Genomic DNA, 25,933 nt, shown 5'->3' on the forward strand with positions numbered 1-25,933 from the left:
GCCGCAACTGCGGCCGACGCGGACGGTCGCGTGCAGCTGGCGGCGGCACATCCGCGCGCCCCGACGGGGCGGCCGGACGCGCCGCCGGCGCGGGCCGACGCTCCGCTGGAGAGCGCCGCTGTGCGACTCCCGCCGGCAGCCGGGGCCGCCGCGGGCGAGCCCGTGGTTGTCATCGACCCGGGTCACGGCGGCTACGATTCGGGCACCGAGGTCGGCGCGCCGCTTCTTGAGAAAGATCTCGCGTTGCAGATCGCTATTCGCCTTCAGACCGAGCTCGAGCGCCGCCGCGTCCGCGCAATACTCACTCGTACGGGCGACTATTTCGTGACGCTTGCCGACCGCACCGCGTTTGCCAACAAGGCCGGCGCCGACCTCTTCATCTCGATCCATCTCAACTCGAGTCCCGACGCCGGCACGACCGGAATCGAGACATACTACCTGAACAACACGACCGATCGCGCGACGATCAGGCTGGCGGCGATGGAGAACGCGAGCGAGGGCGCCTATAGCACGGCGGCAAGGGGCGACCTAAACTACATCCTGAGCGATATGCGCCAGCAATATAAGGCCAACGAGTCGGTCGCCCTTGCTTCGATGATCGAGGCGCAGACCGCAGCCGACCTTAACGCCTCGTTGGGAGTGCGGGTGAGCGCGCTCGGCGCGATGCGCGGGCCATTCTACGTTCTGGTCGGCGCACGGATGCCCGCGGTGCTGGTGGAGTGCGGCTTTCTCTCCAACCGCGAGGAGGCCGCGCGTCTGGCTTCCGCGCGGTACCAGGAGGTCCTCGCGCAGGGTATCGCGGAAGCGGCGCTCCATTACTTCAACGCCGACGCCGCGGTGGGCAATCTGTGAACGAAGCCCCGCTTCCAGGCGTCGCCGGGAGTGCGGCGGTGGCCGAGCCCACAACCGCGCGCGACGAAGATTCGCTCTACGCCGAATTTCGGAGTGCCGAGCGGCCGGGACAGGCCGCCCGCGCATGGCTCGACGCGGTACGCAAAGAGCTTGCGGCGCGGCATTTCGCCGGCGCCGGCGGGATGGAGATCGTCCGCGAATACACCGGATGTATCGACAGGTTGGTGCGCGCGCTCTATCGTTACGCCGAGCTCCATCATTCGCGGCGTTTCGCGCGCCTGAACCAGCGCCTCGCGGTCATCGCGCGCGGCGGTTACGGGCGCGGCGAGCTCAATCCGCAATCCGACATCGATCTGCTCTTTCTGCACGACTACAAGCCCGGCCCTTACGTCGAGGTGGTGACCGAGATAATCCTGCACGCGCTGTGGGATGCCGGCCTCACGGTCGGCCAGGCGGTGCGCAACATCCGTGAATGCGTGCGCGCCGCCAACGACGATCTGAAGGAGAAGACCGCGATCCTCGATATCCGCCTGCTCGCCGGCGACGAGAAGCTGTGGGCGGCGCTGGACAAGGAGCTGGTCGACGAGGTCCTCAACCGCAACCAGCAGAAATTTTTTCAAACCAAGCTCAAGGAAAGCCGCGACCGCCATCGCCACTACGGCGATTCGATTTACTTGCTCGAGCCGCAGATCAAGGAGGGCGAGGGAGGGCTGCGCGACCTGCATACGGCGCTCTGGCTGGCCAAGGTCAAGTACAAGGTACATTCGCTGCCCGAGCTGGTGCAGAAGGCGATCATCAGCGCCGCCGAGCTCGAGGAGGTAGTGCGTGCACAGGACTTTCTTTACCGCCTGCGCAATTCGCTGCACTTCCTGAGTGGACGGCATCACGATCAGCTCACGTTCGAGTACCAGGAGCAGATCGCTCCGTTGCTCGGTTTCAGCGCCAGCGCTTCGGGCAGCGCGTCTTCCGCGCTGATGCGCCACTATTACGCGCAGGCCGCCGCGATCCATCGGTTCTCCGAGGGGCTTATAGCCCGCGTCACCGAGGATCCTTCCGCCGGGCGCTTCATGCGCCGCGCCGGCGGACGTCAGATCCGCCCCGGCGTGCTCATCCAGGGGCGCCTGCTTGCGATCGCGGACAAGGACTTCTTCACCCGCGCGCCGATCAATCTGATCACCATCTTCGCCGATTGCCAGGCGCATGGCGTGGAGCTTTCGGGAAGCGCGTATCAGCAGGTGCGCGACAACCTCGGCCTGATCGACGACGCCTTCCGATGCGATCCGCGGACCGGGATGGCGCTGATGGGTCTCTTGTCAGGGCGCCAGCGCGTGGCGGAGACGCTGGAGGCGATGCATCGCGCGGGCGTGCTCGGCGCGGTGATTCCCGAATTCGGCAATCTGTACGCGCGGGTCCTGCACGACCTCTACCACATCTATACCGTCGACCGGCATTCGCTCGCCGCGGTGCGCGAGCTCGAGCGGCTGCGCGCGGGCGAGTTCAAGGACAGCAACCCGCTGCTGACCGAGGTGGCGCGCGAAGTCGCCGCGCTGCCGCTGATCTTTCTTGCCCTGGTCCTGCACGACATCGGCAAAGGCCACGGCCACGACCATCACGAACGCGGTGCGGTGCTGACGGCCGAAGTCTCGCGCCGCCTGGGGCTGGACGGCGAGGAGACCGACCTGGTCGTATTCCTGGTGCGCAACCATCTGATGATGTCGCAGGTGGCGCAGAAGGGCGACGTCGACGACGTGCGCACGGTGGAGGAATTCGTGCGCGCGACCGGCTCGATAGATCGGCTGAAGGCGCTTTACCTGATGACCTTCGCCGATATGCGCGCGGTCGCGCCCAACGTTTACAACAACTGGCGCGACATGCTGCTGAGCGATCTCTACATGCGCGCGCTCAAGATCCTGGAGCAGGGCGATCGCGAGGCGGTCGATCCCGCGCGCCGCCTCGCCCTGGTCAAGGCCGCCGTGCGCGAGCGTCTCGGACCGCTCGGCGCCTCTCTCGAAGAGCTCGCGGCGTTTCTCGACCTGATGCCCGAGCGCTACTTCCTGACCGTTTCGGAAGACGACATCCCGATGCACTTCGAGCTGATGCGCGCGCTGGGCGAGCAGGCCCTGGTCTGCCGCCATCGCCACTTTCCCGAACTCGAGTTCAGCGAGTTTATCGTCGCCACGCGCGACCAGCCGGGCCTGTTCTCTAAGATCGCGGGCGTGCTTACCGCCAACAATCTCAACATTCTCTCCGCGCGGATCACGACCCGCGAGGACGGCGTGGCGCTGGACGTCTTTCGCGTATCGCACGGCGCCGGGGGGATGGCGATGGAAGAGGAACGATGGCTGCGCGTCGAGCGCGATCTCGAAGCGGTGCTGGCGGGCCAGCGCGACCTCGAGGCGATGGTGGCTGGGGCGCAGCGCTCGCGCGTGGCCGGGCGCACATTCGTGCGCCGCGTGGCGACCGAGATCACGGTGGACAACCGCAGCTCCGAGCAATACACGGTGGTCGACGTTTTCACCCAGGATCGGGTCGGGCTGCTGTTCGCGATCACGCACACCCTGTTCAAGCTCGGGATGGTGATCCATCTCGCGCGCATCTCGACCAACGCCGACCAGGCGCTGGACGTTTTCTACATCAGCGACGCGAACGGCGGAAAAGTCGTCGAGCTCGAGGCGATGCGGCGTTTGCGCGCGGCGCTGGTCGAGCGGCTGGACGAAGTTCCGGCGCATAATGGAGCGTCGTGAAACCCCGGCTGAGCCTCGCAGCGGCGGCGCCTCAGAGCGGATCGAATGGCGCGGCGCGCGGCTCGCGCCGCCCCCCGAACGACGCCTGGGACGCGATCCTCGAGCGCCATCTCGATCGTCTGCGGGTCGAGCGCGGCCTCGGCAACAACTCGGTGCAGGCGTACGCGCGCGACCTGCGCGAGTTCCAGCAGCATTGCCGGGACCGCGGAATCGAACCCGCGGTGCTCACGGCGCGCGCGGTCAGCGGCTACCTCGAAGCGATGGGCCGGCGCGGGATGGCGGTTGCGAGTCAGCGCCGCCATCTGGCGAGTATACGCGGGCTTGCGCGCGAGATGGTCGAGCAGAAGATCGTCGAACAGGACCCTGCCGCGCCGATAAAGCTGCGGCCGCATCCGCGGGCGTTGCCGCGCACGCTCGGGCGGCGCGATCTCGAGATGCTGCTCGACGCGATCGACACCAAAACCCTTCGCGGCAAGCGCGACCGCGCGATGCTCGAGCTGGCGTATGGATGCGGTTTGCGGGTTTCGGAGCTGGTCGGGCTCAGGGCGGGCCAGGTCAACCTCGCCGAGCGAATGGTGGTCGTGATGGGCAAGGGCGGCAAGGAGCGGATCGTGCCGATCGGATCGGCTGCGGTGCGCGCGCTCAGGAGCTACCTTGTCGCGCGTGAGCGTGAGCGATCGCAAAAGGGCCGCGCGGCGCGGCCTTCGCCGGCCGTGTTTACGAGCAGGCTGGGGCGCGCGATGACGCGGCAGGGGTTCTTCAAGGCGCTCAAGGGATGGACGCTCGCGGAGCCTAGGCTTGCGTGGGTGAGCCCGCACACCTTGCGCCACTGTTTCGCGACACATCTTTTGGAAGGCGGCGCGGATTTGCGTGCGGTGCAGGAGATGCTCGGCCACAGCGACATCTCGACCACGCAGATTTACACCCATCTGTCGAAGACCCATCTGCGCAAGGTCCATCGCACGCATCATCCGCGCGCCGCGCGCGCCGCACGGGCCGAAATTTCTTGAGCGCGATCCGAAGGCGAGAGAACCAACGCGTGGGCAACGTCAGCGAGTTTATCGTCACCCTCTCGATCTGGGCGGTGCCCACGGTGTTTGCGATCGTGCTGCACGAGGTGATGCACGGTTATGTCGCGAACCTGCTCGGCGACGATACTGCGCGGCGCGCGGGGCGCCTGACGCTCAACCCACTCGGCCACGTCGATCCGATCGGCACGGTGATCATGCCGGCGCTGCTGCTCTTTCTGCATCTGCCCGTTTTCGGCTACGCAAAACCGGTGCCGGTCGACTTCCGGCGCCTGACCCCTCGACGCGCCGGGATGATCGCGGTCGCGGCGGCGGGGCCGCTGACTAACCTCGCGCTCGCGGTCGCGAGCGCCTTCGGGGCACGGATGCTCGCGCCCTATGTCAACGCGCCGTGGGGCGAGGCGATCGCACTGCCGCTGGTTTACATGATGCAGGCGTCGGTGATGATCAACGTACTGCTCGCGATCTTCAATCTGCTGCCGCTGCTGCCGCTCGACGGCGGCCGGGTGGTGGCGGGACTTTTGCCGCCGCTGGCGGCGCGGGCCTACGCGCGTCTTGAACCGTACGGACTTCTGATATTATTCGCGTTGTTGTATACGAACGCGGTGGACGTGGTTATTGGCCCGCTGATTAACGCGATCGCACGGGTGCTGCTGTGAGCGGCGGTGCGCACGACGCGGCGGAGCGCATCGAGGCGGCGGCGGGGCCGCGCTTTCGCCTCCCGATCTACGAGGGGCCGCTCGACCTGCTGCTTCATCTGATCAAGCGGGCGGAACTCGACGCGCGCGACGTCACCGCCAAGGTCATCACCGAACAGTATCTCGCCTATCTCGAGTTGCTCGACTCGCTCAACCTCGACGTGGCCGGCGAGTATCTGGTGATGGCGGCGACACTGCTGCTCATCAAGTCGTTCTCCATGCTGCCGCACGCCGGGACCGAGGAGCTGGAGGAGGCCGAGGAACTCAAGCGGGACCTGGTCGCGCGACTGCTCGAGTACCAGCGCTATCGCGAGGCCGCCGAGAAGCTCGGCGCGCGCACGCTGCTCGGCCGCGACGTCTTCGCCGCGCCGGGCGAAAAGCTGCCGGAGCCGCAGGACGAAGAGGCGGGCGGAGCGCCGCGGCTTAGCGTGTCGCTCTTCGACCTGGTCGAGGCGATGGCGGCGGTGCTGAAGCGGCTCGGCGACGCGACGCCGCGTCAGATCACGCTGCGCGACGTTCCGGTCGCCGAGTGCATCCCGCGGATCATGACGGCGCTGGAGCAGAGCGGCGGCACGGTGGAGTTCGCAGCGCTGTTCGAGGATTTCAACGATCCGGACGATCGCCCGACGGTGATCGCGACCTTCATGGCGCTGCTGGAATTGATCCGGCAGGGCAGGGTGCGCGCACATCAGGAGCGCCGCTACGGCCCGATCCTGCTGGAGCGGGCGGCTCGTGCCGAGGCGCCGGCGGCGCCGGCGGACGGAGAACAGCAATGAACAAGCGCGGCGCGCTCGATATTGGATAATGCGGCCTTCGATAGTGCGCGTTCGGGATAACGCGGTCTTTGGTACGAAGGCTTAAGGCTTAACGGCGCGGCAGCGGGAGCGGGATGGAAGAGGAACGGCTCAAGGCGATTTTGGAAAGCCTGATGTTCGCGGCGGGCGAACCGGTCTCGCTCGCGCGGCTCGCGGCGGTCCTCGATAACGTCCCGCGCGACGCGATTAAGCAGGCGCTCGGCGCGATGCTTCTGGGTTATGGCGCGCGCGGGGTCGTGCTTGAAGAGGTGGCGGGCGGCTACCAGCTGCGCACGCCCAAGGAGCACGCGCTCTACGTGCGCAAGCTCCTCGCCGCCAAGCCGCCGCGCCTGAGCCGTCCGCTGCTCGAGACGCTCGCAATCGTCGCGTACCGCCAGCCCGTGACCCGTCCTGAAATCGAGCAGCTGCGCGGCGTCGATTCGGGCGGCGTGCTCGAGACGCTGCTCGAACGCCGGCTGGTGCGGATCGCCGGGCGCAAGGAAGCGCCGGGACGTCCGATCCTGTACGCCACGTCGCTGGAGTTCCTCGAAGTGTTCGGGCTGCGCGACCTCGACGGCCTGCCGGACCTCGAAGAGTTCAAGGAACTGGAAGAGCGCGCCGCCCAGCAGGCTGCGAGCGAGCAGGCCCCGAGCGAGCACGACGCGCCCGGAGTGCAGCAGGAGCTCGCGATGACGGCGCCCGCGCCCGAGTCATCGTCGTCATCGCTCGAAGCTTCAGCCGAAGCTTCGGACGAAGCCTCGGCTGAATCGCCCGCACACTCCGCCAAGGCCGGTTCGCCCGGCGACGCGGCCTCGCCGCAGCCCGAACGCGAAGACGAACCGCAGCAGTAAGGGGCGCCGGCGCCGCGTGCGCAGAGCGCTCCGCGCTAGATCCGCCTCGGCGTCGGACGCAGCCGCATCCGCGCGTCAACCACGATCGCGCCGTTTCCGGGCGGCAGCACCTTGACCGGATTCAGGTCCATCTCGGTCAACTCGGGAATCGCCTCGATCAGCGCCGAGACGCGCCGGAGCACGGCGACGAGCGCCTCGCGATCGCCGGGCGCCGCGCCGCGATAGCCGTCGAGCAGGCGCGAGGTTCGCAGCGTCGAGAGCATCTCGCGGGCGTCCATATCGGTGACCGGACTCAACCGGAACGCGACGTCGTGCAGCAGCTCCACCATCACGCCGCCCAGCCCGCACACCACGAGCGGACCGAAGGTCGGATCGGTGGTGACTCCGACCAGCGCCTCGATTCCGCCCTGGACCTCGCGCTGCAGGAGCACGCCTTCGAGCGCCGCGCCGGCGCCGCGCGTGCGCTCGGCGAGCGTGACGGCGGCTTCGGCCACGGCGACCGGCGAGTGCAATCCCATGATCACGCCTCCGATATCGCTCTTGTGCGTGACGCCCGGTGCGATCACCTTGGCGACCAGCGGATAACCGAGGCTGTCGGCTACTCGCGGTGCGTCGGCCACCGAGGAGCGCTGGGCCTGCGCGACTTCGATTCCGGCGGCGCGCAGGATGGTCGTGATGTCTTCCGGGGCAAGCCAGATTGGGCCTGCGGCGTCCTGCAGCGCGCGGTCGACCACCGCGCGCACCGCGCCCATCGCGAACGGACTTAGCTCGAGCGCGATGCCGCGCGGCCGCTCGCGCCATCGCGCATAACCGCACGCCGCCCCGAGCACTCGCGCCGCATTTTCCGGAAACGCATACGACGGAATCTGCCCGCGCGCGCCGGCGTCGATTAGCGGCGGGGGCCATTGCGAGGCGAGAAACACGGTCAGGACGGGCTTATGCGCGGGCACCTGCGATGCGCCGCGCGCGATCGCGTCGGCGACGAGGCTCCGCGGCGCCTCGGTCGCCGGGATATAGACCGCCACTACCGAATCGAGGTTAGGGTCGGCGCCGACCGCCGCAATCGCGCGTTCGTACTCGGCCGCTCCCGCCGTTGCCGTCAGATCAACCGGATTGCCGAACGACGCGCGCGCGGGCAGGAACGCGCGCAGCGCGCCGACCGTACCCTCGGCAAGTTGCGGCAGCGCGAGGCCGTTCGCTTCGCACGCATCGGCGAGCAGGATTCCCGGGCCGCCGGCGTTGGTCACCACGCCGACGCGCTGACCGGCGGGTACCGGCTGCGTCGAGAGCATCGCGACGACGTCGAACATCTCCATCAGCGTGTTGGTGCGGATAACGCCGGCCTGCTCGAACAGCGCCTCGACGGCGACGTCGAGATTGGCGAGCGCCGCGCTGTGGCTGGATGCGGCGCGCCGTCCCGCCGCCGAGCGTCCCGATTTGACCGCGACGATCGGTCGGCGGCGCGCGACCTCGGGTGCGAGGCGCGCGAACTTGCGCGGATTGCCGACGCTCTCCAGATAGAGCACGACCACGCCGGTGCGGCCGTCGTCGAGCCAGTAGGCGAGCAGGTCGTTGTTGGATACGTCGGAGCGGTTGCCCGCGGAGACGAAGGTCGAGATTCCGATCCCGCGGCTCTTCATGTAGTCGAGGATCGCGATGCCCAGCGCGCCGCTTTGCGAGTACATCCCGACGTTGCCTGGCTGCGGCAGGGTCGGCGCGAAGGTGCCGTCCAGCCGCACGGCAGGGTCGGTGTTGATGACGCCCATGCAATTCGGCCCCACCATCCGCATCCCGGCCGCCCGCACCGCCTCGAACAGCCGTTCCTCCTGCGCCCGTCCCTCGGGCGAGACCTCGGCGAAGCCCGACGTGAGCACAACTACGCCGTGCACATGCGCGCGCGCACAGTCCTCGACCGCGCCGGGGACCAGTTCGGCGGGCACCGCCACGAGCGCGAGGTCCACCGGCGCGCCAATCGCGGTCGCGCTCGGGTAGCTTCGCAGCCCCATCACTTCGCCTGCCGCCGGGTTGACCGGGTAGATCGGCCCGTTGAAACCGGCGCGCTGCAGGTTGGCGACGAGCATGCCGCCGATCTTTTCGCGCGAACGCGAAGCGCCGATCACCGCCACCGAGCGCGGATGGAGCAGCTTGCGGATGCTCTCGCCGCCCGCGGTCCAGTTGCGCTGCTCGCTCGCCTGGCGCGAGGCCTCGGTCTCGCCGGTCGGAAAGCTCAGATGGACCACGCCCGCGTCGGCCGAACGCTTTACGCGGAAGCCGCTCTTGGAAAAGACCTCGAGCATGCGGTTGTTGTCGCCGAGCACGTCGGCCTGGAACTCGACGATTCCGGCGGCGCGCGCGACGCGTCCCATATGATCGAGCAGGACGGTTCCGATACCGCGCCCCTGATGCTCGTCCAGGACGGCAAACGCAACTTCGGCGCGTCCCGGCCCGGTGACGACATAGCGGCCGACGCCGATAAAACGCTCGTCGCCGCCGACGCGCAGCGTTGCCACGAGGGCGACATGGCCTGCGAAGTCGATCTCGGTGAAGCGCACGAGGTCCTGTTCGCTGAGCGAATGCTTCAGTCCGAAGAAGCGATAGTAGATTGAGTCCTGACTTAGGTGGCGGAAGTGATCGAGCAGGCGTTCCTTGTCGTCTGGGCGGATCGCGCGGATGTAGATCGAGCCGCCGTCGCGCAGGACCTCGTGCGCGGAATAGTTTCTGGCTTCGAGGCTGGTGTCGTTGGTCACGATGACCACCGCGTTGAGCTATTTCCGGCCGACCGAGAGCGCGCTCCGAAGATTTTCCGGGAGCGCGGATGCGCGCACGAACACCCATCCTTCCATCAGGCGGCGCGCCGTGCGATAAACCGTCGCGCTCTCGGCAAACCATTCATCGCATCCGCGATCGCGTCTGCGCTTTACCGTGGCACCTACCACGGTGAGGCCGGAAGGCTGCGCGATTCGCACGGGATCGCCGGGCGACGCGCTCGGGCGCACAAGCCGGTTTACGACCGAGCCCTCGATTCGCGACGCGACGGCGAGGCACATCGCGCCCGTCAGCGGGACGGCGCGATGCGGCTGGCCGATCGAGATCATCCGCACCGTCACGTCGGCGTCTTCTGCGGCCAGGCGCTCGCCGGCAAGCGTCCGCGACGGGCGCGCCGGCGCAACCATCGCGACCTTCGGGATGCTCGGGATGCGCGCCGCCTCTGTCGCGGTCCTCGCGATACCCATCCTGAGGCTCGCGGCGATTCTCATCGCCTCGAGACGGCTGAGCAGCGCGCCGTCGGCCTCGAGCTCGTCCGGCATCTCGACGCCGCTTGCGTCGAGCGCGTCAGCCGGGACGAACACGCACGGATTCGCCGCGTCCACCATCGAGACCTCGATTCCGCGCGGGCCGTCCACCTCCAGCGTATCGGCGGCATTTCCAGTCGGCAGCAGTTTGCCCGTGCCCGCGCCACCCGGCTCCAGGAAATCGAGGCGCACGGGAGCGCCGGTACCGGCGACGCCGGGAAGGACGAACTCGCCATCCACCGCGGCACGGCCATCGTCGAGCGGGAAGCGCGCAACGATGACCTTGCGCGTGTTGGTGTTGTAGATTCGCACCGTCGCCTGCCCGGCTTCCTCCACGACGGCGACGAGTCTTTCATCGACGGCGAACGGCCCGACGGCGGACGACATATTGCCGCAGTTGCCGCTGTAATCGACCGAGGCTTCCTTCACCGAGACCTGCGCGAAGGTGTAATCGACGTCGGCGTCGGCGCGGGTCGGAGGTCCGATTATGCAGATTTTCGAGAGCGACGAAATTCCGCCGCCCATCCCGTCGAGCTGGCGTCCGTTCGGATCGGGACTGCCGATCGCGCCGAGAAAGATCGGTGCCCAGAGTTCCCGCTCGGCCGGCAGGTCAGCCGCGCGAAACATCACGGCCTTGCTGGTCCCGCCGCGCATGAAAACCGCGCGCAACCTGAGCTGGTTCATTGGCGTTGCCGGTTCGACGGCGCTAGGAGGCGGCGCGCGCGGCCGCGCTCGCGCTGCGTCCCGCGATTCGGCCGAAGACCGCGCCCGACATCAGTCCCGAACCGCCGGGATAGTTGTTATGGAACAGTCCGCCGACCATCTCGCCGCACGCGAACAGCCCCGGTATCGGATTCCAGTCGGTGCCGACCACCTGCGCATGATCGTTCACCCTGACCCCGCCGAACGAGAACGTTATTCCGCCGGTCACCGGGTAAGCGTAGTAAGGAGGCGTGTCGAGCTTCTGCGCCCAGTTGGATTTCGGGAGCGCCAGGCCTTCGGTACGCATCCCGTCGCGCACGCCGGGATTGAACGAGCCGCCGCCGCCCGCGGCGGCGTTGTATTCGGCGAGCGTGCGCGTCGCGGCTGCGCGATCGACTCCCAGTTGGGCGACTATGGCGTCGAGCGTATCAGTGACAATCGGATGGCCGGTCGAGTAGCGCGCCTCCAGCAGCGCGACGGTCTTGCTGTCGAAAATCTGCCAGGCGACGGCGCCGGGCTGATTGAGAATCGTGCCGCCGAACTTGGCGTACGTGTAAAGGTTCTGGTCCTCGCCCTCATCGACAAAGCGCAGTCCGAGCTTGTTGAGCATCACGCCGTAAACATATGAGAGGCGGTTGGTCTTGTCGGTAAGCTCGCGATCGCCATAGGGCGGAGCGCCGGCGTCGATCGGCGTCGCATGGCATCCGCTCCACTGTCCCCACGGCATCGCGCCAATGTCCATCGCCATCCTGAGCCCGTCGCCCTGGTTATGCCGGGTGCCGCGCACGCGCGCGTGATCCCACGGGCGGCCGAGGTATTGCGCGCGCCACGCCATGTTGGCCTCGAAGCCGCCGCATCCGAGCGCCACCGCGTCCGCGCCGATCTCGCGAATTCCTTCCGCGTCGCGCACCACCACGCCGCATACGCCTCCCTTGCGATCCTGGATGAGGCGGATCACGGGCGTGCCGTAGCGGATTTCGACTCCCGCGCGGCGCGCGATATTGAACCACATCCGCGAGAGTCCGACGCCCTCGTGCGCGGCGCGCACGATCGCACCCTTGGGCCATTTGATCACGTTGCCGACGCGCACGCCGCTCAGCGACAGCGCGAGCTCGAAGGCGATCCCCTGCTCGGCCATCCAGCAGATCGTATCGTACGAATTCGCGATCAGAATTTGCGAGAGCTCCGGGTCGGTACGTCCTTCGGTCACGCGCATCAGGTCTTCGCGGAACGCGTCGGCGGGATAGGCCTCGATCCCTTCCATGAAGCCCTTGACCTCGCGCGCCTTGGGCACGAAACGCAGCAGATCGTCGGGGCGGTCGAACGCGAAGCGGAAGAGCCCGCCGCTGAAGTGGGTGTTGCCGCCGCGATCCTGCTCGGGCGCCTTTTCCAGCACCAAAACGCGCTCCGCCCCCGCTCCGCGCGCCGAAACACTGGCCGCAAGCGCCGCATTGCCCGCCCCGATAACGATTACCTGGTACTCCGCCATCGCATTCCTTCGCCGGTATCTTTGTTCAGCCGGAATCATTGCACAAAAGAACAGGCGCACGGAAAGCCGCAGCGCGTGCAAGAGGCGCGAGCGACAGCATCGTATCGCGCCGCGGGCGGATATAATGCGCCTGACGCGCAGGCGCATCGCGCCGCGGGGAGGACACGGGAATGACGTGGCTGACGCAGGCGAATAGTAGCGAACCGGCAGGCGAGCGGCTCGCGAAGCTGTGGGAGCGCGCGGGCATCCTTGCGATTCCGGGCGCGCACAACGGGCTTGCGGCGATGCTCGCGCGGCGCGCCGGCTTCGAGGCGCTCTATCTCTCGGGCGCGGCGCTGAGCGCCAGCATGGGACTTGCCGACCTCGGCATTATGACGGTCGAGGAGTTGGCGGCGAGCGCGCGCATCATCTCTCGCGCCGCCGGATTGCCGCTGATCGTCGATGGCGACACGGGCTACGGCGGAATTCTCAACGTGATGCGCGTGGTGCGCGAGCTCGAAGACGCCGGCGCGGCGGCGATTCAGATCGAAGACCAGCTCTTGCCTAAGAAGTGCGGGCATCTAAATGACAAACTGCTCGCCGGGCCCGAGGACGCGGCGGCGCGAATCGCGGCGGCCCGCCGCGCGCGCCGGACGCTGCAGATAATCGCGCGCACCGACGCGGCGGCCTCCGAGGGAATCGACGGAGCGCTGGCGCGCGCGCGGCTTTATCTTGAGGCAGGCGCCGACGCGATTTTTCCCGAGGCGCTGACCGGCGCCGAAATGTTCCGGCGCTTCGCGCGCGAGATTCACGCGCCGCTGCTCGCCAACATGACCGAGTTCGGCCGCACCCCGTACTTCACGGCGCGCGAGTTCGAGGAGTTCGGGTTCAAGATGGTCATCTACCCGGTGTCGTCGCTCAGGGTCGCGGCGAAGGCGATGAGCGAGCTTTATGCGGAGCTCAAGGCCAAGGGCACGGCCGAGGCGATGCTCGATCGGATGCAGACGCGGGCGGAATTGTACGAGACGATCGGCTATGGCGAGTACGAAAGTCTCGACGCGTCGGTCGCGGCGAGCATCCTCCCGCCCGATTTGCGCGGCCGCCGCCAGTAACGGGGACGGTCGCGCGGCGAGGCTGTCGCGCTATACTCGCTCACGTCCTGGTGAGATCGCGAGCGAGGATTTTACGAATGACGGGAGCCGTGTTCGATGTCTTCCTCCTATGACGTAGTCGTGGTCGGCGCCGGCAACGCGGCGCTGTGCGCGGCGCTCGCCGCGCGCGAATCCGGCGCGAGCGTGCTGGTGCTGGAGTGCGCGCCGGAAGCGGAGCGCGGCGGCAACAGCCGCTTCACCGCGGGCGCGATGCGCGTCGCGTACGACGGCGTCGACGACCTTGCGCGGCTGATGCCCGATCTGACCAACGAAGACAAGGCGCGCACCGACTTCGGCGCATATACCGAGGACCAGTTCTTCGACGACCTTGCACGCGTCACTCAATACCGCACCAACCCTGAGCTGGCTGAACTGCTGGTGCGCCGCAGCTTCGAGACCATGATGTGGATGCGCGCCAAGGGCGTGCGCTTTCAGCCGATCTACGGGCGGCAGGCGTTCAACGTCGGCGGACGCTTCAAGTTCTGGGGCGGGCTCACGGTCGAGGCGTGGGGCGGAGGGCCGGGGTTGATTGACGCGCTGCATGCGGGGGCCGCGCGCGAGGGAATCGAGGTCTGGTATGGGAGCCGCGCGCTCGAACTTGAGCACGACGACAGCGGCGTTACTGGCGTCGCCGTAAGGCGCGAAGGGCGCGCGACGGCCGTCGCCGCGCGCGCGGTGGTGCTGGCGGCAGGCGGCTTCGAGGCCAACGCCGAGTGGCGCACGCGCTATCTCGGCCCCGGATGGGATCTGGCCAAGGTGCGCGGCACGCGCTTTAACACCGGCGACGGAATCCGGATGGCGCTCGAGATCGGCGCGATGCCATACGGCAACTGGTCCGGATGCCACGCCGTGGGATGGGATCGCAACGCGCCCGAGTTCGGCGATTTGAGCGTCGGCGACGGTTTCCAGAAGCACAGCTACCCGTTCGGAATCATGGTCAACGGGCGCGGCCGGCGCTTCGTCGACGAGGGCGCCGATTTTCGCAATTACACCTACGCCAAGTATGGCCGCGTGATTCTCGAACAGCCTGGGCAGTTCGCATGGCAGGTTTTCGATCGCAAGGTGAGCCATCTCCTGCGCGACGAGTACCGGATAAGGCGCGTGACCAAGGCCAGCGCCGACACGCTCGAAGCGCTGGCGGGCAAGCTCGAGGACGTCGACGCGGCGGCGTTCCTCGACGAGACAAGGAACTACAATGCGGCCGTCGATACCGGCGTCGAATTCAATCCCAATATCAAGGACGGGCGGCGTACGCGCGGCCTCGCGATCGACAAGACCAACTGGGCCAACCCGATCGACACTCCGCCGTTCGAGGCGTACGCGGTGACCTGCGGCGTCACGTTCACGTTCGGGGGACTGCGCGTCGATCAGCAGGCGCGCGTGATCAACACCGACGGCGATCCGATCGGCGGCCTTACCGCGGCGGGCGAGCTGGTCGGCGGGCTTTTTTACTTCAACTATCCGGGCGGCACGGGCCTGATGTCGGGATCGGTGTTCGGACGGATCGCGGGGACGAGCGCCGCGCGCGCCGCGCTCGATCGCAAGTGAACTCGCCCGATTACTTGCGCGAGTTCAGCAGGCGCGTGACGATATCCTTGTATTCGCGGGCCATCGGCGAGCGATAAAAGCGCCCGCGCGTGAAGTAGGGGTCGCCCGCGTAAAACCATTCGTACTGCAACTGGCGGCTGCCGAACTGCTCGCCGATCAGATCCCACGCGAGTTTGAAAAGCTGCACGCGGTCGCGCGCCGCGGTGTCCTTGCCGCGCAGGTATTTATCGAGGTAAACGGCGATTTCGGGATTGGCGAAGTCTTTTTCGCTCGGCGTCATGATGAGCCCGCTGCCGCTCAGCTCGCGGATCACCTGGATCGCGCGCACCTGGCATTGCGGAATCAGCACCCATAGCGTCGCTGCGACCGATCGATGCGCGAGCTGCTGGCGCCGCGCCGCCGCGACCTCCTGCGCCGCCGCGCGCACCAGGCCGCCGACCAACTCGACGTTGGCGACCAGCTCGCCCAGTTGCGCCTGCACGTGAACCGCGTCGGTGCGCCCGATCGCCTCGGCGATATGGCAGGCGAGGCCAGCCAGGAGCTTCAGCTTGGCGAGTCCGCGGATGCATCCCTGGAGCTGCGCGTAACCGGGCCGGCGCACCAGGATGCTGTTGAAGATCGCGATATCGCGGTAGATGAACATCCGCTCCCAAGGGACGGTCACGTCGTCGAAGACCGCGAGCGAGTCCTCTTCGTCGTAGTGCGAGCTCAGCGGACGGTCGAAGTCGCCGCGCCCCGCGTCGTATGGCTCGCGGCAAACGAACTTGAGCCCGGGCGCCGCGCACGGGATCGAGAAGCAAAGCGTGTAGTCCTCTTCGCCTTCGCGCCGCGGATAAAATGGGCCGACCCATAGCTCGTTGGCGAACGGCGCCAGCGTCGAGAGCATCTTGGCCCCGCGCACGACCACGCCCGCGTCCGTCTCGCGCACGATGCGGAGCGCCAGGTAGGGGTCGGATTGCTCGGCCGGGCCGCGCGAGCGGTCGACCTGCGGATCGACCAGGGTATGCGTGAGGCACCAGTCGCGCTCGCGGCATTCCTCGTGGTAGCGGCGCATGTTTTCGGCTAAGCGCGGATCGCGCGCGCCGAGGTCGGCGACGCCGCTTGCGAGGTCGGTCAGGATCGCGTTGCAGAAATCCGGCATCCGCCCCATCAGGCCGTACGTGAAATCCGCGCGCGCCTGCTCGGCTCTGATGCGAAATTCGACCTGCTCGACCGTCTCTGCCATCAGGAAGCTCGCGGCCACGCGATCGCCGCTTGTGGGCGAAGGAAAAGTCAGCTCCTCGGGGCGCTCGTGCTGCAAGTCGTAGAGCGAGGCGAGCGTCGCGACGATGCCCTTAAACGGCGGATGCGTGGTCACGTCCTTGACCCGCGCGCCACCGACGTACACGGTGCGTTCGTCGCGCAGGCTCTCGACGAACTCCTTGCCGGTGCGGATGCCCATCGGTTTTTCGCCCGCCGCTATTGGCCCCTGGCGACGCGGGCCATGATCGGCGCAAAAAACTCGCGGAGACCCGGTTCGTCCGGCGCGAACTCGAGCTTGTCCATCCCGAAATAGGGATCGCTCATCCGGGCGATCTCTTCGGGCGGGTTATCGACGTAAACCTCGAGCTGGTTGCCGTCGGGATCGAGAAAATAGATGCTGCGGGTGACGCCGTGGTTGACGGTGAAGCTGATCGGTACGCCGTGCTTCTTGAGCTCGCGATAGGCGTCCACCAGATCTTCCTGGCTCTTCAGCCGGAAGGCGCAATGCGCAAGCCCCACGTCGCCCGGCCGGGGCGCGCCGGCGCGCTCGCCGACCTCGGCGAGCGCGATCTCGTGATGGTCGCGGCGATTGCTCGCGAGGAACAGCATCTTTACTTCCGGCAGTTCCTTCATCACTTCGAGCCCCAGGATTTCCGTGTAGAAGGGGCGCGAGCGTTCGAGGCTGCGCACCTTGAGCACGATATGGCCAATCCGATCCGGACGAATCATCGCGGGTCCTCCGACCGTTCCTCAGTGCAGGTTATAGAAGCGTTTCGCGCCGCCCGCCAGTACCGCGGCTTCGGTCTTCGGCGGCATCCCCATCTTCTTGATCATCTTCGCCGCGCCCCAGAAGCCGTCGAGATGCGGATAGTCGGTGGCCCACAGGATGGTGTTGGCGGCGAGATAGTCGGCGAGCAGTTTGAGGCTGCGTTCGACCGGCTCGAACGAGATGAAACACTGGCGGCGGTAAATTTCGCTCGGCCTCATCGAGAGCCCGGTGTCGTTCATTCCCTTGTCGTCATAGTGCCGATCCATCCGATCCAGCCATCCCGCCATCCAGCCCCCGCCCGATTCGAGAAACGCGACCCGCAGACGCGGGAATTTGTCGCACACGCCGCACATGATCATGCTGGTCGACGCGGCCATCATCTCGAACGTATGCGCGACCGCGTGACGCACCGCGCCGCCGCGCCTGAAGCGATCCATCGCAAGCGTGTCCTGCCCGCTCTCGGAGCCGCCGTGGATGCCGATCGCGAAGTCGAGTTCCTGGGCTTCCTCCCATAGCGGGTAGTATTCGCGGTCGTGGAGGGGGCGGTTGTTGTAGGGATTCGGCCGCACGAAGCCGGTGCGAAAGCCCAACTCGCGCCGCGCGAAACGCATCTCGTCGATGATCTGCGGGATCGACGATTGCATCGGCAGCATAGCCGCGCCGAACAGCCGCTCCGGATACGGCGCGCAATAGTCGGCGAGCCATCGGTTGTAGGCACGGCAGGCCGCCGCCGCGCCCTCCGCATCCTTCATCCCGCCGAGGAACAGGCCGAGGCTCGGATAGAGGAACGCGGCGTCGATACCCTCGCGATCCATGTCGACGATGCGCGCGTGAGGGTCGAAGCCGCCTTTGCGCCCTTCGAGATAGGGTACGCGGGTGTCGACCTCGCCGTCGCGCGAGCCGATTGAACCGAGCAGCCCGAGCGTCGCCGGCTCATTGCCGCGGCGGCGCAGGGCGAAGTCGAAGCTTTCATCGACGAAAAAGCTCTCGTTGCCTTCGCCGTCGATGATTAGCCGCGGGCAGTTATTGCGAAATTTGGGCTCGCTGTAGCGTTGCCATAGATCGGGCGGCTCCAGTACGTGGCCGTCCGCGTCGATGACGTTGTATTCACGGGCCATCACATACACCTCGTTGCGGAACTCGCTCAGGAAGACCTGAATCGGAGCTTACCAAAGCGCCGCTCGCGAGACACACATGAATTTGCAGGCGGTACGTCAGTTCGGTCCGGTGTTCAACCCCAGACTTCGCGCGCGACGTCGACGCACAGGCGAATTTTCGCCGCCTCGTCTTCGACCGTCACCTTGTTCCCCGGCGCCGTGCTGGCGAAGCCGCATTGCGGGCTTATAGAGAGTTGGTCGAGGTCGATAAACTTCGCGGCCTCGTCGATCCGCATCTTGAGCAGTTCCTTCGGTTCGAGTTCCGGGAACTTGGAACTGACTAGTCCGAGCACGACGGTTTTATGCTTCGGCACCAGGCGCAGAGGTTCGAAGGTGCCGGCGCGTGGCGTGTCGTACTCGAGAAAGTAGGAATCGACGTCGATCTTGTTGAACAGCGTGTCGGCGACGAGGTCATAGCCGCCCTCGGCGCTCCAGTGGCTCTGGTTGTTGCCGCGGCAGATGTGCATCGCGAGATGCAGCCCGGCGGGTCGTCCCGCGAAAGCGGCGTTCATGATCGCCGGGTAAGTCTCGAGCAGCAGCTTGCGGCCGTCGTCGCCCCGGCGGGCGAGATACGGCCAGCTCGAAGGGTCGCTCAGCGAGGCGAGCGTGGTCTCGTCGATCTGCACGTAGCGGCATCCCGCCTCGTGCAGCGCGGCGAGCTCCCTGCGAAAGGCGTCGATAATGTCCGCCCAGAAAAGATCGAGGTCGGGATAAGCATCGCGGCTGATATGCTCGCGTCCCGCACGGAGGTGCAGGATAGTGGGCGAGGGGATGGTCATCTTGGGCGTGCGTGCGGTGAGCGAGGCGAGAAATTTGAACTCGGCCGCATGAATCGGCGCTTTCCATTGGAGCCGCCGCTCGACGGTCGGGATTATCAGCGGAAGCTTGTGCCCCCGCCGATCGACGAACGTCAATCCCTGCTGGCCCGAGGTGTCGTAGGCTGCCGAGACTCCGCTCAATCCGCCGTAAAAGCCCATGTAGAAAACGGCGCGGCGGTACTCGCCGTCAGTTATCGATTGAAGGCCGAGGCTCTCCTGGAACTTGACGACCTCGCGGATCGCGGCGTCCTCGATCGCGTGGAGTTCCGCGGCCGAGATTTTTCCGGCCTCGTGATCGGCGCGCGCGCTCAGCAATGCGGACGGCCTTAGAAAGCTGCCCACGTGGTCGGGGCGAAACGGCGGATTGTGCGGCGCTGACGGCATATGATGAGGTCTCCGGCCGGCGGCTCCAGGCGCCCGGCGCGCTGTCGAAACGACTCGCCCGTATCCTAAAGCCGATGCGCGCGATTGAAAACCCGCGAGCGCTGGTATTGTGGATCACACGGAGTGCGCATCCACAGTGAGTTCCGCATGCCTCAGGACGCCCACTCCTGCCATCAAACATTCTCATACCGCGTCCGGCAGCGGTATGTTTGCCGATAAGGTCGCATGTCGAATGTGAGTGGCTGTGGAAAGAGCGAATTTGACGCCGCACGGGCTGATGAACCTTCCGGGCCCGGGACATCCTCGTGGCGTCCACGATGGCTCAATGACAACCTCGTCTGCCTGTTTGCCGGACGTGGTCTCCGCAGCGCTTCGCAAGCTTACCTGGTGATCGTAGTCCCGCTCTATCTTGCGGCGCTTGGCTATGACGCGACGTACATCGGGCTGATGTTTGCGGTCGTCGCGGTGGCCAGTGCGGCGATGGCCGCGCTGACCGGGATCCTGTCGGACCGCTTCGGACGCAAAACGATGCTCATCGCGATCTCGCTGATGACAGCCCTGGGCGGTGCGGTATTCGCTTTTTCAACCAGATTCGTCGTGCTCACCATAGCCGCCGCACTGGGCACGATTGGCCGCGGTGGCGGCGCTGGAAGCGCCGGTGCATTTGGCCCTTACTATCCGGCGGAGCAGCCGCTCATCGCAGAGCAGGTCTCCGACTTCGATCGCACAACAGCCTTTGGCGCCCTGTCCTTTGTCGCGGTGCTAGGCGGTGCCGCCGGGTCGCTTCTCGCGTGGACGCCGCGGCTGATGCATCAGGCCCTGGGATGGCCCGTTGTCGAAGGTTACCGCGCGCTTTTCATCATGACCGCCGCTATCGGGATCGCGATGGTAGCGGTGGTGATTCCGGTGCGCGAGTCGCCTCACTCGAGCGAGCACAAGAGGGGCGCGCGCGATATATCCCCGCGTGAAGGCATTCGCACTGGCCGTCTGACACTCGGGCTTTCGCACGCGTCGTGGCGGCTGGTTTGGCGCTTCATGGTGACTGCCGCGACCAACGGCCTTGCGGTCGGAATGCTCGGACCGCTGCTCGTTTACTGGTTCTATCGGCGCTTCGGCGTCGACGCGGCCCAAATCGGCGGCTTGTATTTCATACTGAACCTGCTCGCCGCGGCGCCGTATCTGCTCGCCGGGCGGATGGCCGTCCGCTATGGTTCGGTGAATGCGGTAGTGGTTTGCCGTGCAGTCGCAGCGCTGCTGCTCGGCGTGATGGTAGTGATGCCGAGCTTCTGGCTGGCGGGCGTGCTGTATGGTGCGCGGATGATTTTCAACACGCTCTCGATTCCCGTGCGGCAGTCATTCCTGATGGGTGTGATACCGCCCGCGGAGCGTTCCGCGGCAGCCGGCATGGCGAGTTTTCCTGCGCAGGTCGGTTCGTCGATCAGTCCGTACGCCGCAGGATACCTGATGCAGCAGGCATGGTTGGAGCTGCCGTTGGAAATAGCTGCGTTGCTGCAGGCATTGAACGCCGTGCTTTACTATTTCTTCTTTAATGCGGTACGCCCGCCTGAAGAAATCAGCGCCGGCACTGGCGAGCCGCTTTAGCTGCTCGCCGGCGCCGGCGCTGTGAGTCAGCGGCCGGTGCGTCGTACAATCAGCGGCCGATTCGATGATGCTTCGTTACGCGGCCAGGCGAGGCGAGCGATCCGCAGCCTGCGTCTGTGCGCCGGACAGATCCGCAGCCGGCAGTTCGTCGGCCTTGCGCTTCGTGAAGCGTCCCGGCTCGAGGAGGTAGCCGAAGATCGAGCCGATCGCGGAAATGATCACGATACCGAGTAGAATCGCCTGAACTGAGTTCTCCATGTTCGTCGCCTCCCTGTTGTAAAACCCCGCGTCGGTGCTTCCGTGATGCAAATGCACCTACGCCGCTTCGCGACATGCACGCCGCGACACTATCTCGAGCGGGCCCGTGGCCCTGCCTTTCGCGCGCACTGGCTTGCAGGCGACCGCGCATACCGACGGCAATCCAAACATTCCCATCGGGTCGGCCTGCCGCGGATTCAGTAGCGAGCCGAGCAGAACGAGGGCCGCGCCGCCGAGAATCAGACTCACAGTCAACATCTCAATCAGCGCTCCGGTTGCCACGATTCGTTTTCTCCCCTCTCCGTCGAGTCGATGGGGGAAAGAGCATCGATCGTGCCATCAAGCCGTTCCGGCCCGATTTCTCGAAAAAAGCCCTAATTTATTTGGCTGAAATCGCCTGATCCGCAGTCTGGCGCATGCAGTCTGATAGATGCGAAGCTTTGCGAATCGCGAATCAGATGCGAAACGCGGAAGGATCGTTTGAGCTTCTGCGAAAGCCTGCGGATGCCCGTTCCGCATCAAGTGATACGCTGTGGCTGTTATCGTGTTACGGCAATTGACCCGCGCCAGTTGGAACGCTCTTGACAGTTGCACACCTTGTGGCTGGACGCCGCCCGTGTCGCGAGTAATTCTTCGAATCGGCGCGCGCGTCAGCGCACGCCGCATGGATGAGGCAAGTGGCGGAAGCGGGCGAACAGGCCGAACTGCAAATCGAGGGCACGCTGGACCAACTGCTCTACGTCAACGAGCAGAGCGGGTACGCGGTCGCCGTGCTGGAGCGGAGCGACGAGGATCTCCGCCGGCGCGTTACCGTGGTCGGCAGTCTGGCCGGACTCGATGTCGGCGCGGGTCTGCGATTGCGCGGGCGCTTCGAACGCCATCCCAGGTACGGCGAGCAGTTTCGGGTCGAGGATTTCGAAACCGTTCGCCCGGCCTCGGTGGCGGCGCTCGAGCGCTATCTTGCGGGCGAGATAAAAGGCGTCGGCCCCGCGCTCGCCCGGCGGATCGCGGAGCATTTCGGTGAGACGCTGCCGGCCGTGCTCGACGAGCGGCCGGAGCGTCTGCGCGAGGTGCGCGGCCTCGGCGCAGTGGTGGCCGCGCGAATCGCCGCGGCGTGGCGCGATTCCTCGGGTCTGCGCGAGCTCACGGTCTTTCTCCGCGGCAACGGAATCGCCGCCGGCCACGCGCGGCGCATCCACAACATGTACGGGCGTGAATCGCTCGAGGTGGTGCGCCGCGACCCCTACGTTCTCGCGCGCACCATCGCCGGTATCGGCTTTCGCACCGCCGATACAGTGGCCGAAAAGCTGGGCATCCCGAAAAACTCGATCCAGCGCGCGCGCGCTGCCGTCGTCTTTCTGCTCGAGCGGATGGCCGAGGAGGGGCACGTCTTCGCGCCCTTCGGCTACCTCGAGCATCAGTTCGCCGCGGCGCTCGAGATGGATCCGCTGCTCGCCGCGCAGGCGGTCGAGGAATTGGTCGAGACCGGTGAACTGGTGGCCGAGGATCTCGGCGGCGACGGTAATCGCGCGATCTACCTGCGCCGCCTGCACGACGCCGAGCTCGCTGTGGCGGAGCGGATGCGGCGGCTGACGCTGGGACGGCCGATGGGCCGCGCGGTGGTCGAGCGCGCGATGGAAGCGGCGATGGGCGCCGGCGGCGTCGAACTGTCGGCTGAACAGCGCCAGGCGCTGCGCTGCGCGCTGCAGAGCAAGGTCACCGTGATCACCGGCGGGCCGGGCACCGGCAAGACCACGCTTCTGCGCTCGCTGCTGGCGGCGCTCGCGAGCGCCGGCGTCAAGGCTACGCTCGCGGCGCCCACCGGACGCGCCGCGCGCCGGCTGGCGGACGCCTGCGGACGCGAAGCGAAGACCATCCATCGCCTGCTCGAGTACTCGCCCGAGTCGGGTGGCTTCATCCGTGGCGAGGCTTTTCCGCTGCGCACCACGTGGCTGGTGATTGACGAGGCCTCGATGATGGACCTTGAACTCGCGGCAAGCCTGCTCGCGGCGCTGCCGCCGGATTGCTCGCTATTGCTGGTCGGCGATCGCGACCAGTTGCCGTCGGTCGGCCCCGGCAGCGTGCTCAAGGATGCGATCGCATCGGGGCTGGTGCCGGTGGTCGAGCTGAGCCAAATCTATCGCCAGGCGCGCGCGAGCCTGATCGTCGCCAACGCGCATCGCCTCAACCGCGGCGAGATGCCCGAGACCGCCAACGATCCCGAAGGCGACTTTTTTTTCTTCGAGCGCAGTTCGCCGGAAGACATCGTCGCCACGATCAAGCAACTGGTGCAGCATCGCCTGCTCGGCGGCCGCTTCGAGCTGCGCGACCCGCGCGAGATCCAGGTGCTCGCGCCGATGAACCGCGGCCCGCTCGGCGCCCACGCCCTCAACCATGAACTGCAGGCGCTGCTCAATCCGGCCGGCCGCGAGATTCGCGTGGGCGATCGCGCCTTTCGCGCGGGCGACCGCGTAATCCAGCTGCGCAACAACTATGACAAGCTGGTCTTCAACGGCGAGATCGGACGGATCGCGTCGATCGATGTCGAGCGCGGCCGCGTCGGCGTCGCCTTCGAGGACAATCACGCCGAATACGACCTGGCGGAGCTTGACGAACTGGGACTTGCCTACGCGATCACTGTGCACAAGAGCCAGGGCAGCCAGTATCCCGCCGTCGTCATCCCCCTCCATCCGGGGCACTACCTGATGCTCCGGCGCAACCTGCTCTACACCGCGATCACCCGCGCCGAGCGAGTGTGCGTGCTGGTCGGCACGAAGAGCGCGCTGACGCAGGCCGTGCGCAATGCCGACGAGCGCCGCCGCTTCAGCCGCCTCGCCGATCGCCTGCGAATCGACTAGACGCGCACGCCGCCTTCGCGCGGGGGACGACGGCGGGCGCCGCGCTCGAGCCCAAGCGCCGCAAGCGCGGCGAGAATGGCGGCGGCCTCGCCGCGAATCGCCTCGAAGTCGCCCCCGCGTTCGCCCACGATGCGCGCGACCTCGGCAGTCGTACGTGCGTAGTCGTTTTTGAAGCGGTGGTTGAGCTCCTTCCACGGAATTCCGGCGAGCGCTCGCGTCGCCCCGGCGGTCGCGCTGAGGGTTCCGCGCGTGATCAGCACGGCGATCGCGGGATAGCCGAGGTAGCCCTGCCAGTACGAGGCGTTGTCGTTGGAGCTTATCTCGCGGCCGTCAGCCGAAATTTCGACGCGATAGGTCTTGCCGCCGTCGGACGAGACGACGCCCCATGCGTGCGCGGCGCAGCCGCCGCCCGCGGGCCGCACGCGGCCGTCGCCGATCGCGCCCAGCGCCTCGTAAACCTTGATTGGCGGCGGCATTTTCCACGCGGCCATCGGAGCGTCATTTTTTCTCGAACTTGAGCCCCGGCACGACCTTCTCCCATTGGGGGTCAACCGAGAGCGTCGGGAAGCCCGAGCCGATCTGGATCAACACGCCGTGCGACGAGCGCGGCGAGATGAAGGCCTCGAACGATGTCGGCGAATGTTCCTTCTCCTCGACCACACGCACGCCCGCGGCCTTCAACTCGGCCGCCCGCTCGCGCGAGTCGGGAACGTTGAAGGTGACGTGATGGAAGCCCTCGCCGTTTTCGGCGAGGAACTTGTGCATGAAGGAATCCTCGCGCGCCGGTTCGAGCAATTCGATTATGGTGCCGCCGAGGTCGAATTCGGCATACCTGAAGCCCGCCGGATTTTCGCGCTCGTAGAGAAAGGTCGCGCCGAGCACGCCCTCGTAGAACTTGCGCGCCTCGGCGATGCTTTTTACGGCGATTCCGATGTGATCGAGTTTGCCGATCGGCTTCCTGCTCATCTTCCTAACCAGGTCTCCCGTTCTTTCACTGCGTGCTTCCAGCTTTCCGTCTCAGCCCTTCATCGTGACTTCTTCGGTCACCATGAAGACGCAATTGGCGAGATCGAGGAATTTGTGCTCGTCGGGCCGCACGATTTCCAGGTATCGCGGTTCGGCGAAGGCCTTCTTCACTTCGTCGAGATCGTCGGCCCACAACTCCGCGTATCCGTCGTAGGGTCCCGATCCGCCCGGCGTGTCGGAGAGACCGGATTCGATCGCGTGGCTCTGGACGTACTTGCGAAAGTGCCGCATCAGCTCCGGCACTCCGAGCACGAGCGGCCCATGCACGTCCTTCCAGTAGCGATGGAATTCCTGCGCGCTCATCCCGGGCTTGCGCTTGAGCATCACTGCGACCTTTACCATCGGCTCATCCTCCTACAGCGAATCGATTTTCCCGCTTGCGGCATTTCTTAGCACAGGATCGGACCGAATCGTGACGCGCGGATGGCGGGCCTCAAGGGCGTCGCGCAAGGCCCACTACAACTCGTCGGCGCTATCTGACACGATTGATGGGGCACGATTGATGGGGCACGATTGCTCCGGCTGACAGATGAAAGACCTGATCGAATCCATCATCAATGCCGCGGTCGGGCGGGCGCGCGCCGCCGGCCAACTTACGGCCGCGCTGCCCGAAGCCGCAGGCGTCGAGGCGCCCAAGGACCCGGCCCACGGCGACGCGGCGAGCAACGCCGCGCTGGTGATGGCGCGGGC

Annotated in this window: 21 protein-coding genes; 10 read left to right on the forward strand and 11 right to left on the reverse strand. The window is 66.5% G+C overall.

Annotated elements, in window-relative coordinates; translation table 11 throughout:
- From VMI09_11895 to scpB, 6 genes are all read left to right on the forward strand, one after another.
- A partial coding sequence (locus VMI09_11895; protein HTQ25391.1) for an N-acetylmuramoyl-L-alanine amidase occupies positions 1–852 on the forward strand: 852 nt, incomplete at its 5' end.
- Between the two features lie 38 nt (positions 853–890).
- On the forward strand, positions 891–3,596 hold the full coding sequence (gene glnD, locus VMI09_11900) for a [protein-PII] uridylyltransferase (protein ID HTQ25392.1): 2,706 nt from the start codon (positions 891–893) through the stop codon (positions 3,594–3,596).
- Positions 3,593–4,606, forward strand: a complete 1,014-nt coding sequence (locus tag VMI09_11905; GenBank protein ID HTQ25393.1) for a tyrosine recombinase — start codon at positions 3,593–3,595, stop codon at positions 4,604–4,606. Before glnD ends, VMI09_11905 begins: the two co-directional genes overlap by 4 nt.
- A gap of 29 nt (positions 4,607–4,635) precedes the next feature.
- Positions 4,636–5,283, forward strand: coding sequence for a site-2 protease family protein (locus VMI09_11910; GenBank protein ID HTQ25394.1), 648 nt, complete (start codon positions 4,636–4,638; stop codon positions 5,281–5,283).
- Positions 5,280–6,098: a segregation/condensation protein A gene (locus tag VMI09_11915; GenBank protein HTQ25395.1), complete on the forward strand. Its 819-nt coding sequence runs from the start codon at positions 5,280–5,282 to the stop codon at positions 6,096–6,098. The genes VMI09_11910 and VMI09_11915 overlap by 4 nt, the downstream gene beginning before the upstream one ends.
- Before the next feature lie 113 nt (positions 6,099–6,211).
- On the forward strand, positions 6,212–6,967 hold the full coding sequence (scpB, locus tag VMI09_11920; GenBank protein ID HTQ25396.1) for an SMC-Scp complex subunit ScpB: 756 nt from the start codon (positions 6,212–6,214) through the stop codon (positions 6,965–6,967).
- A gap of 35 nt (positions 6,968–7,002) precedes the next feature.
- Here the strand turns inward: scpB and VMI09_11925 are convergent, their stop codons facing one another.
- From VMI09_11925 to tcuA (VMI09_11935), 3 genes are read right to left on the reverse strand one after another with little or no spacing between them, the layout of a single operon-like run.
- Entirely contained in the window at positions 7,003–9,714 is a 2,712-nt protein-coding gene (locus tag VMI09_11925) for a GNAT family N-acetyltransferase (GenBank protein HTQ25397.1), read from the reverse strand.
- 18 nt (positions 9,715–9,732) lie between these two features.
- A complete protein-coding gene (locus VMI09_11930; GenBank protein HTQ25398.1) occupies positions 9,733–10,944 on the reverse strand; it encodes a PrpF domain-containing protein in 1,212 nt (403 codons plus the stop codon).
- A 22-nt stretch (positions 10,945–10,966) separates the two neighbouring features.
- The gene (tcuA, locus tag VMI09_11935) at positions 10,967–12,451 is read right to left on the reverse strand and encodes an FAD-dependent tricarballylate dehydrogenase TcuA (GenBank protein HTQ25399.1); all 1,485 of its coding nucleotides are present in this window, start codon (positions 12,449–12,451) and stop codon (positions 10,967–10,969) included.
- 170 nt (positions 12,452–12,621) lie between these two features.
- Between tcuA (VMI09_11935) and prpB the strand changes: the two genes are divergently transcribed.
- Both prpB and tcuA (VMI09_11945) read left to right on the forward strand, forming a co-directional pair.
- Positions 12,622–13,542: a methylisocitrate lyase gene (prpB, locus tag VMI09_11940; protein HTQ25400.1), complete on the forward strand. Its 921-nt coding sequence runs from the start codon at positions 12,622–12,624 to the stop codon at positions 13,540–13,542.
- A 96-nt stretch (positions 13,543–13,638) separates the two neighbouring features.
- Complete coding sequence (gene tcuA, locus VMI09_11945; GenBank protein ID HTQ25401.1) at positions 13,639–15,129, forward strand: FAD-dependent tricarballylate dehydrogenase TcuA; 1,491 nt, start codon at positions 13,639–13,641, stop codon at positions 15,127–15,129.
- A 10-nt stretch (positions 15,130–15,139) separates the two neighbouring features.
- On the opposite strand, the gene VMI09_11950 is transcribed toward tcuA (VMI09_11945), so the two are convergent.
- From VMI09_11950 to VMI09_11965, 4 genes are all read right to left on the reverse strand, one after another.
- Entirely contained in the window at positions 15,140–16,570 is a 1,431-nt protein-coding gene (locus tag VMI09_11950; GenBank protein ID HTQ25402.1) for a 4-hydroxyphenylacetate 3-hydroxylase N-terminal domain-containing protein, read from the reverse strand.
- A 17-nt stretch (positions 16,571–16,587) separates the two neighbouring features.
- The gene (locus VMI09_11955) at positions 16,588–17,100 is read right to left on the reverse strand and encodes a VOC family protein (protein ID HTQ25403.1); all 513 of its coding nucleotides are present in this window, start codon (positions 17,098–17,100) and stop codon (positions 16,588–16,590) included.
- 21 nt (positions 17,101–17,121) lie between these two features.
- On the reverse strand, positions 17,122–18,258 hold the full coding sequence (locus VMI09_11960; GenBank protein ID HTQ25404.1) for an amidohydrolase family protein: 1,137 nt from the start codon (positions 18,256–18,258) through the stop codon (positions 17,122–17,124).
- A gap of 113 nt (positions 18,259–18,371) precedes the next feature.
- Positions 18,372–19,499: a 5-methyltetrahydropteroyltriglutamate--homocysteine S-methyltransferase gene (locus VMI09_11965; GenBank protein HTQ25405.1), complete on the reverse strand. Its 1,128-nt coding sequence runs from the start codon at positions 19,497–19,499 to the stop codon at positions 18,372–18,374.
- Positions 19,500–19,724: 225 nt separating this feature from the next.
- Between VMI09_11965 and VMI09_11970 the strand changes: the two genes are divergently transcribed.
- On the forward strand, positions 19,725–21,101 hold the full coding sequence (locus tag VMI09_11970) for an MFS transporter (protein ID HTQ25406.1): 1,377 nt from the start codon (positions 19,725–19,727) through the stop codon (positions 21,099–21,101).
- Between the two features lie 75 nt (positions 21,102–21,176).
- Here VMI09_11970 and VMI09_11975 read toward each other — a convergent pair whose 3' ends face one another.
- Complete coding sequence (locus VMI09_11975; GenBank protein HTQ25407.1) at positions 21,177–21,359, reverse strand: hypothetical protein; 183 nt, start codon at positions 21,357–21,359, stop codon at positions 21,177–21,179.
- Positions 21,360–22,036: 677 nt separating this feature from the next.
- Between VMI09_11975 and VMI09_11980 the strand changes: the two genes are divergently transcribed.
- Positions 22,037–24,217, forward strand: a complete 2,181-nt coding sequence (locus tag VMI09_11980; GenBank protein HTQ25408.1) for an ATP-dependent RecD-like DNA helicase — start codon at positions 22,037–22,039, stop codon at positions 24,215–24,217.
- On the opposite strand, the gene VMI09_11985 is transcribed toward VMI09_11980, so the two are convergent.
- From VMI09_11985 to VMI09_11995, 3 genes are read right to left on the reverse strand one after another with little or no spacing between them, the layout of a single operon-like run.
- Positions 24,214–24,708 (reverse strand): hypothetical protein, encoded by a 495-nt coding sequence (locus VMI09_11985; protein ID HTQ25409.1) that lies wholly within the window; start codon positions 24,706–24,708, stop codon positions 24,214–24,216. The two genes, VMI09_11980 and VMI09_11985, sit on opposite strands and share 4 nt — an antisense overlap.
- Before the next feature lie 7 nt (positions 24,709–24,715).
- Positions 24,716–25,183, reverse strand: coding sequence for a VOC family protein (locus VMI09_11990; protein HTQ25410.1), 468 nt, complete (start codon positions 25,181–25,183; stop codon positions 24,716–24,718).
- A gap of 51 nt (positions 25,184–25,234) precedes the next feature.
- Positions 25,235–25,585: an EthD domain-containing protein gene (locus VMI09_11995; GenBank protein HTQ25411.1), complete on the reverse strand. Its 351-nt coding sequence runs from the start codon at positions 25,583–25,585 to the stop codon at positions 25,235–25,237.
- Between the last annotated feature and the right edge of the window lie 348 nt (positions 25,586–25,933).

Source organism: Candidatus Binataceae bacterium (assembly GCA_035500095.1).
Classification (GTDB): Bacteria; Desulfobacterota; Binatia; order Binatales; family Binataceae; genus JAKAVN01.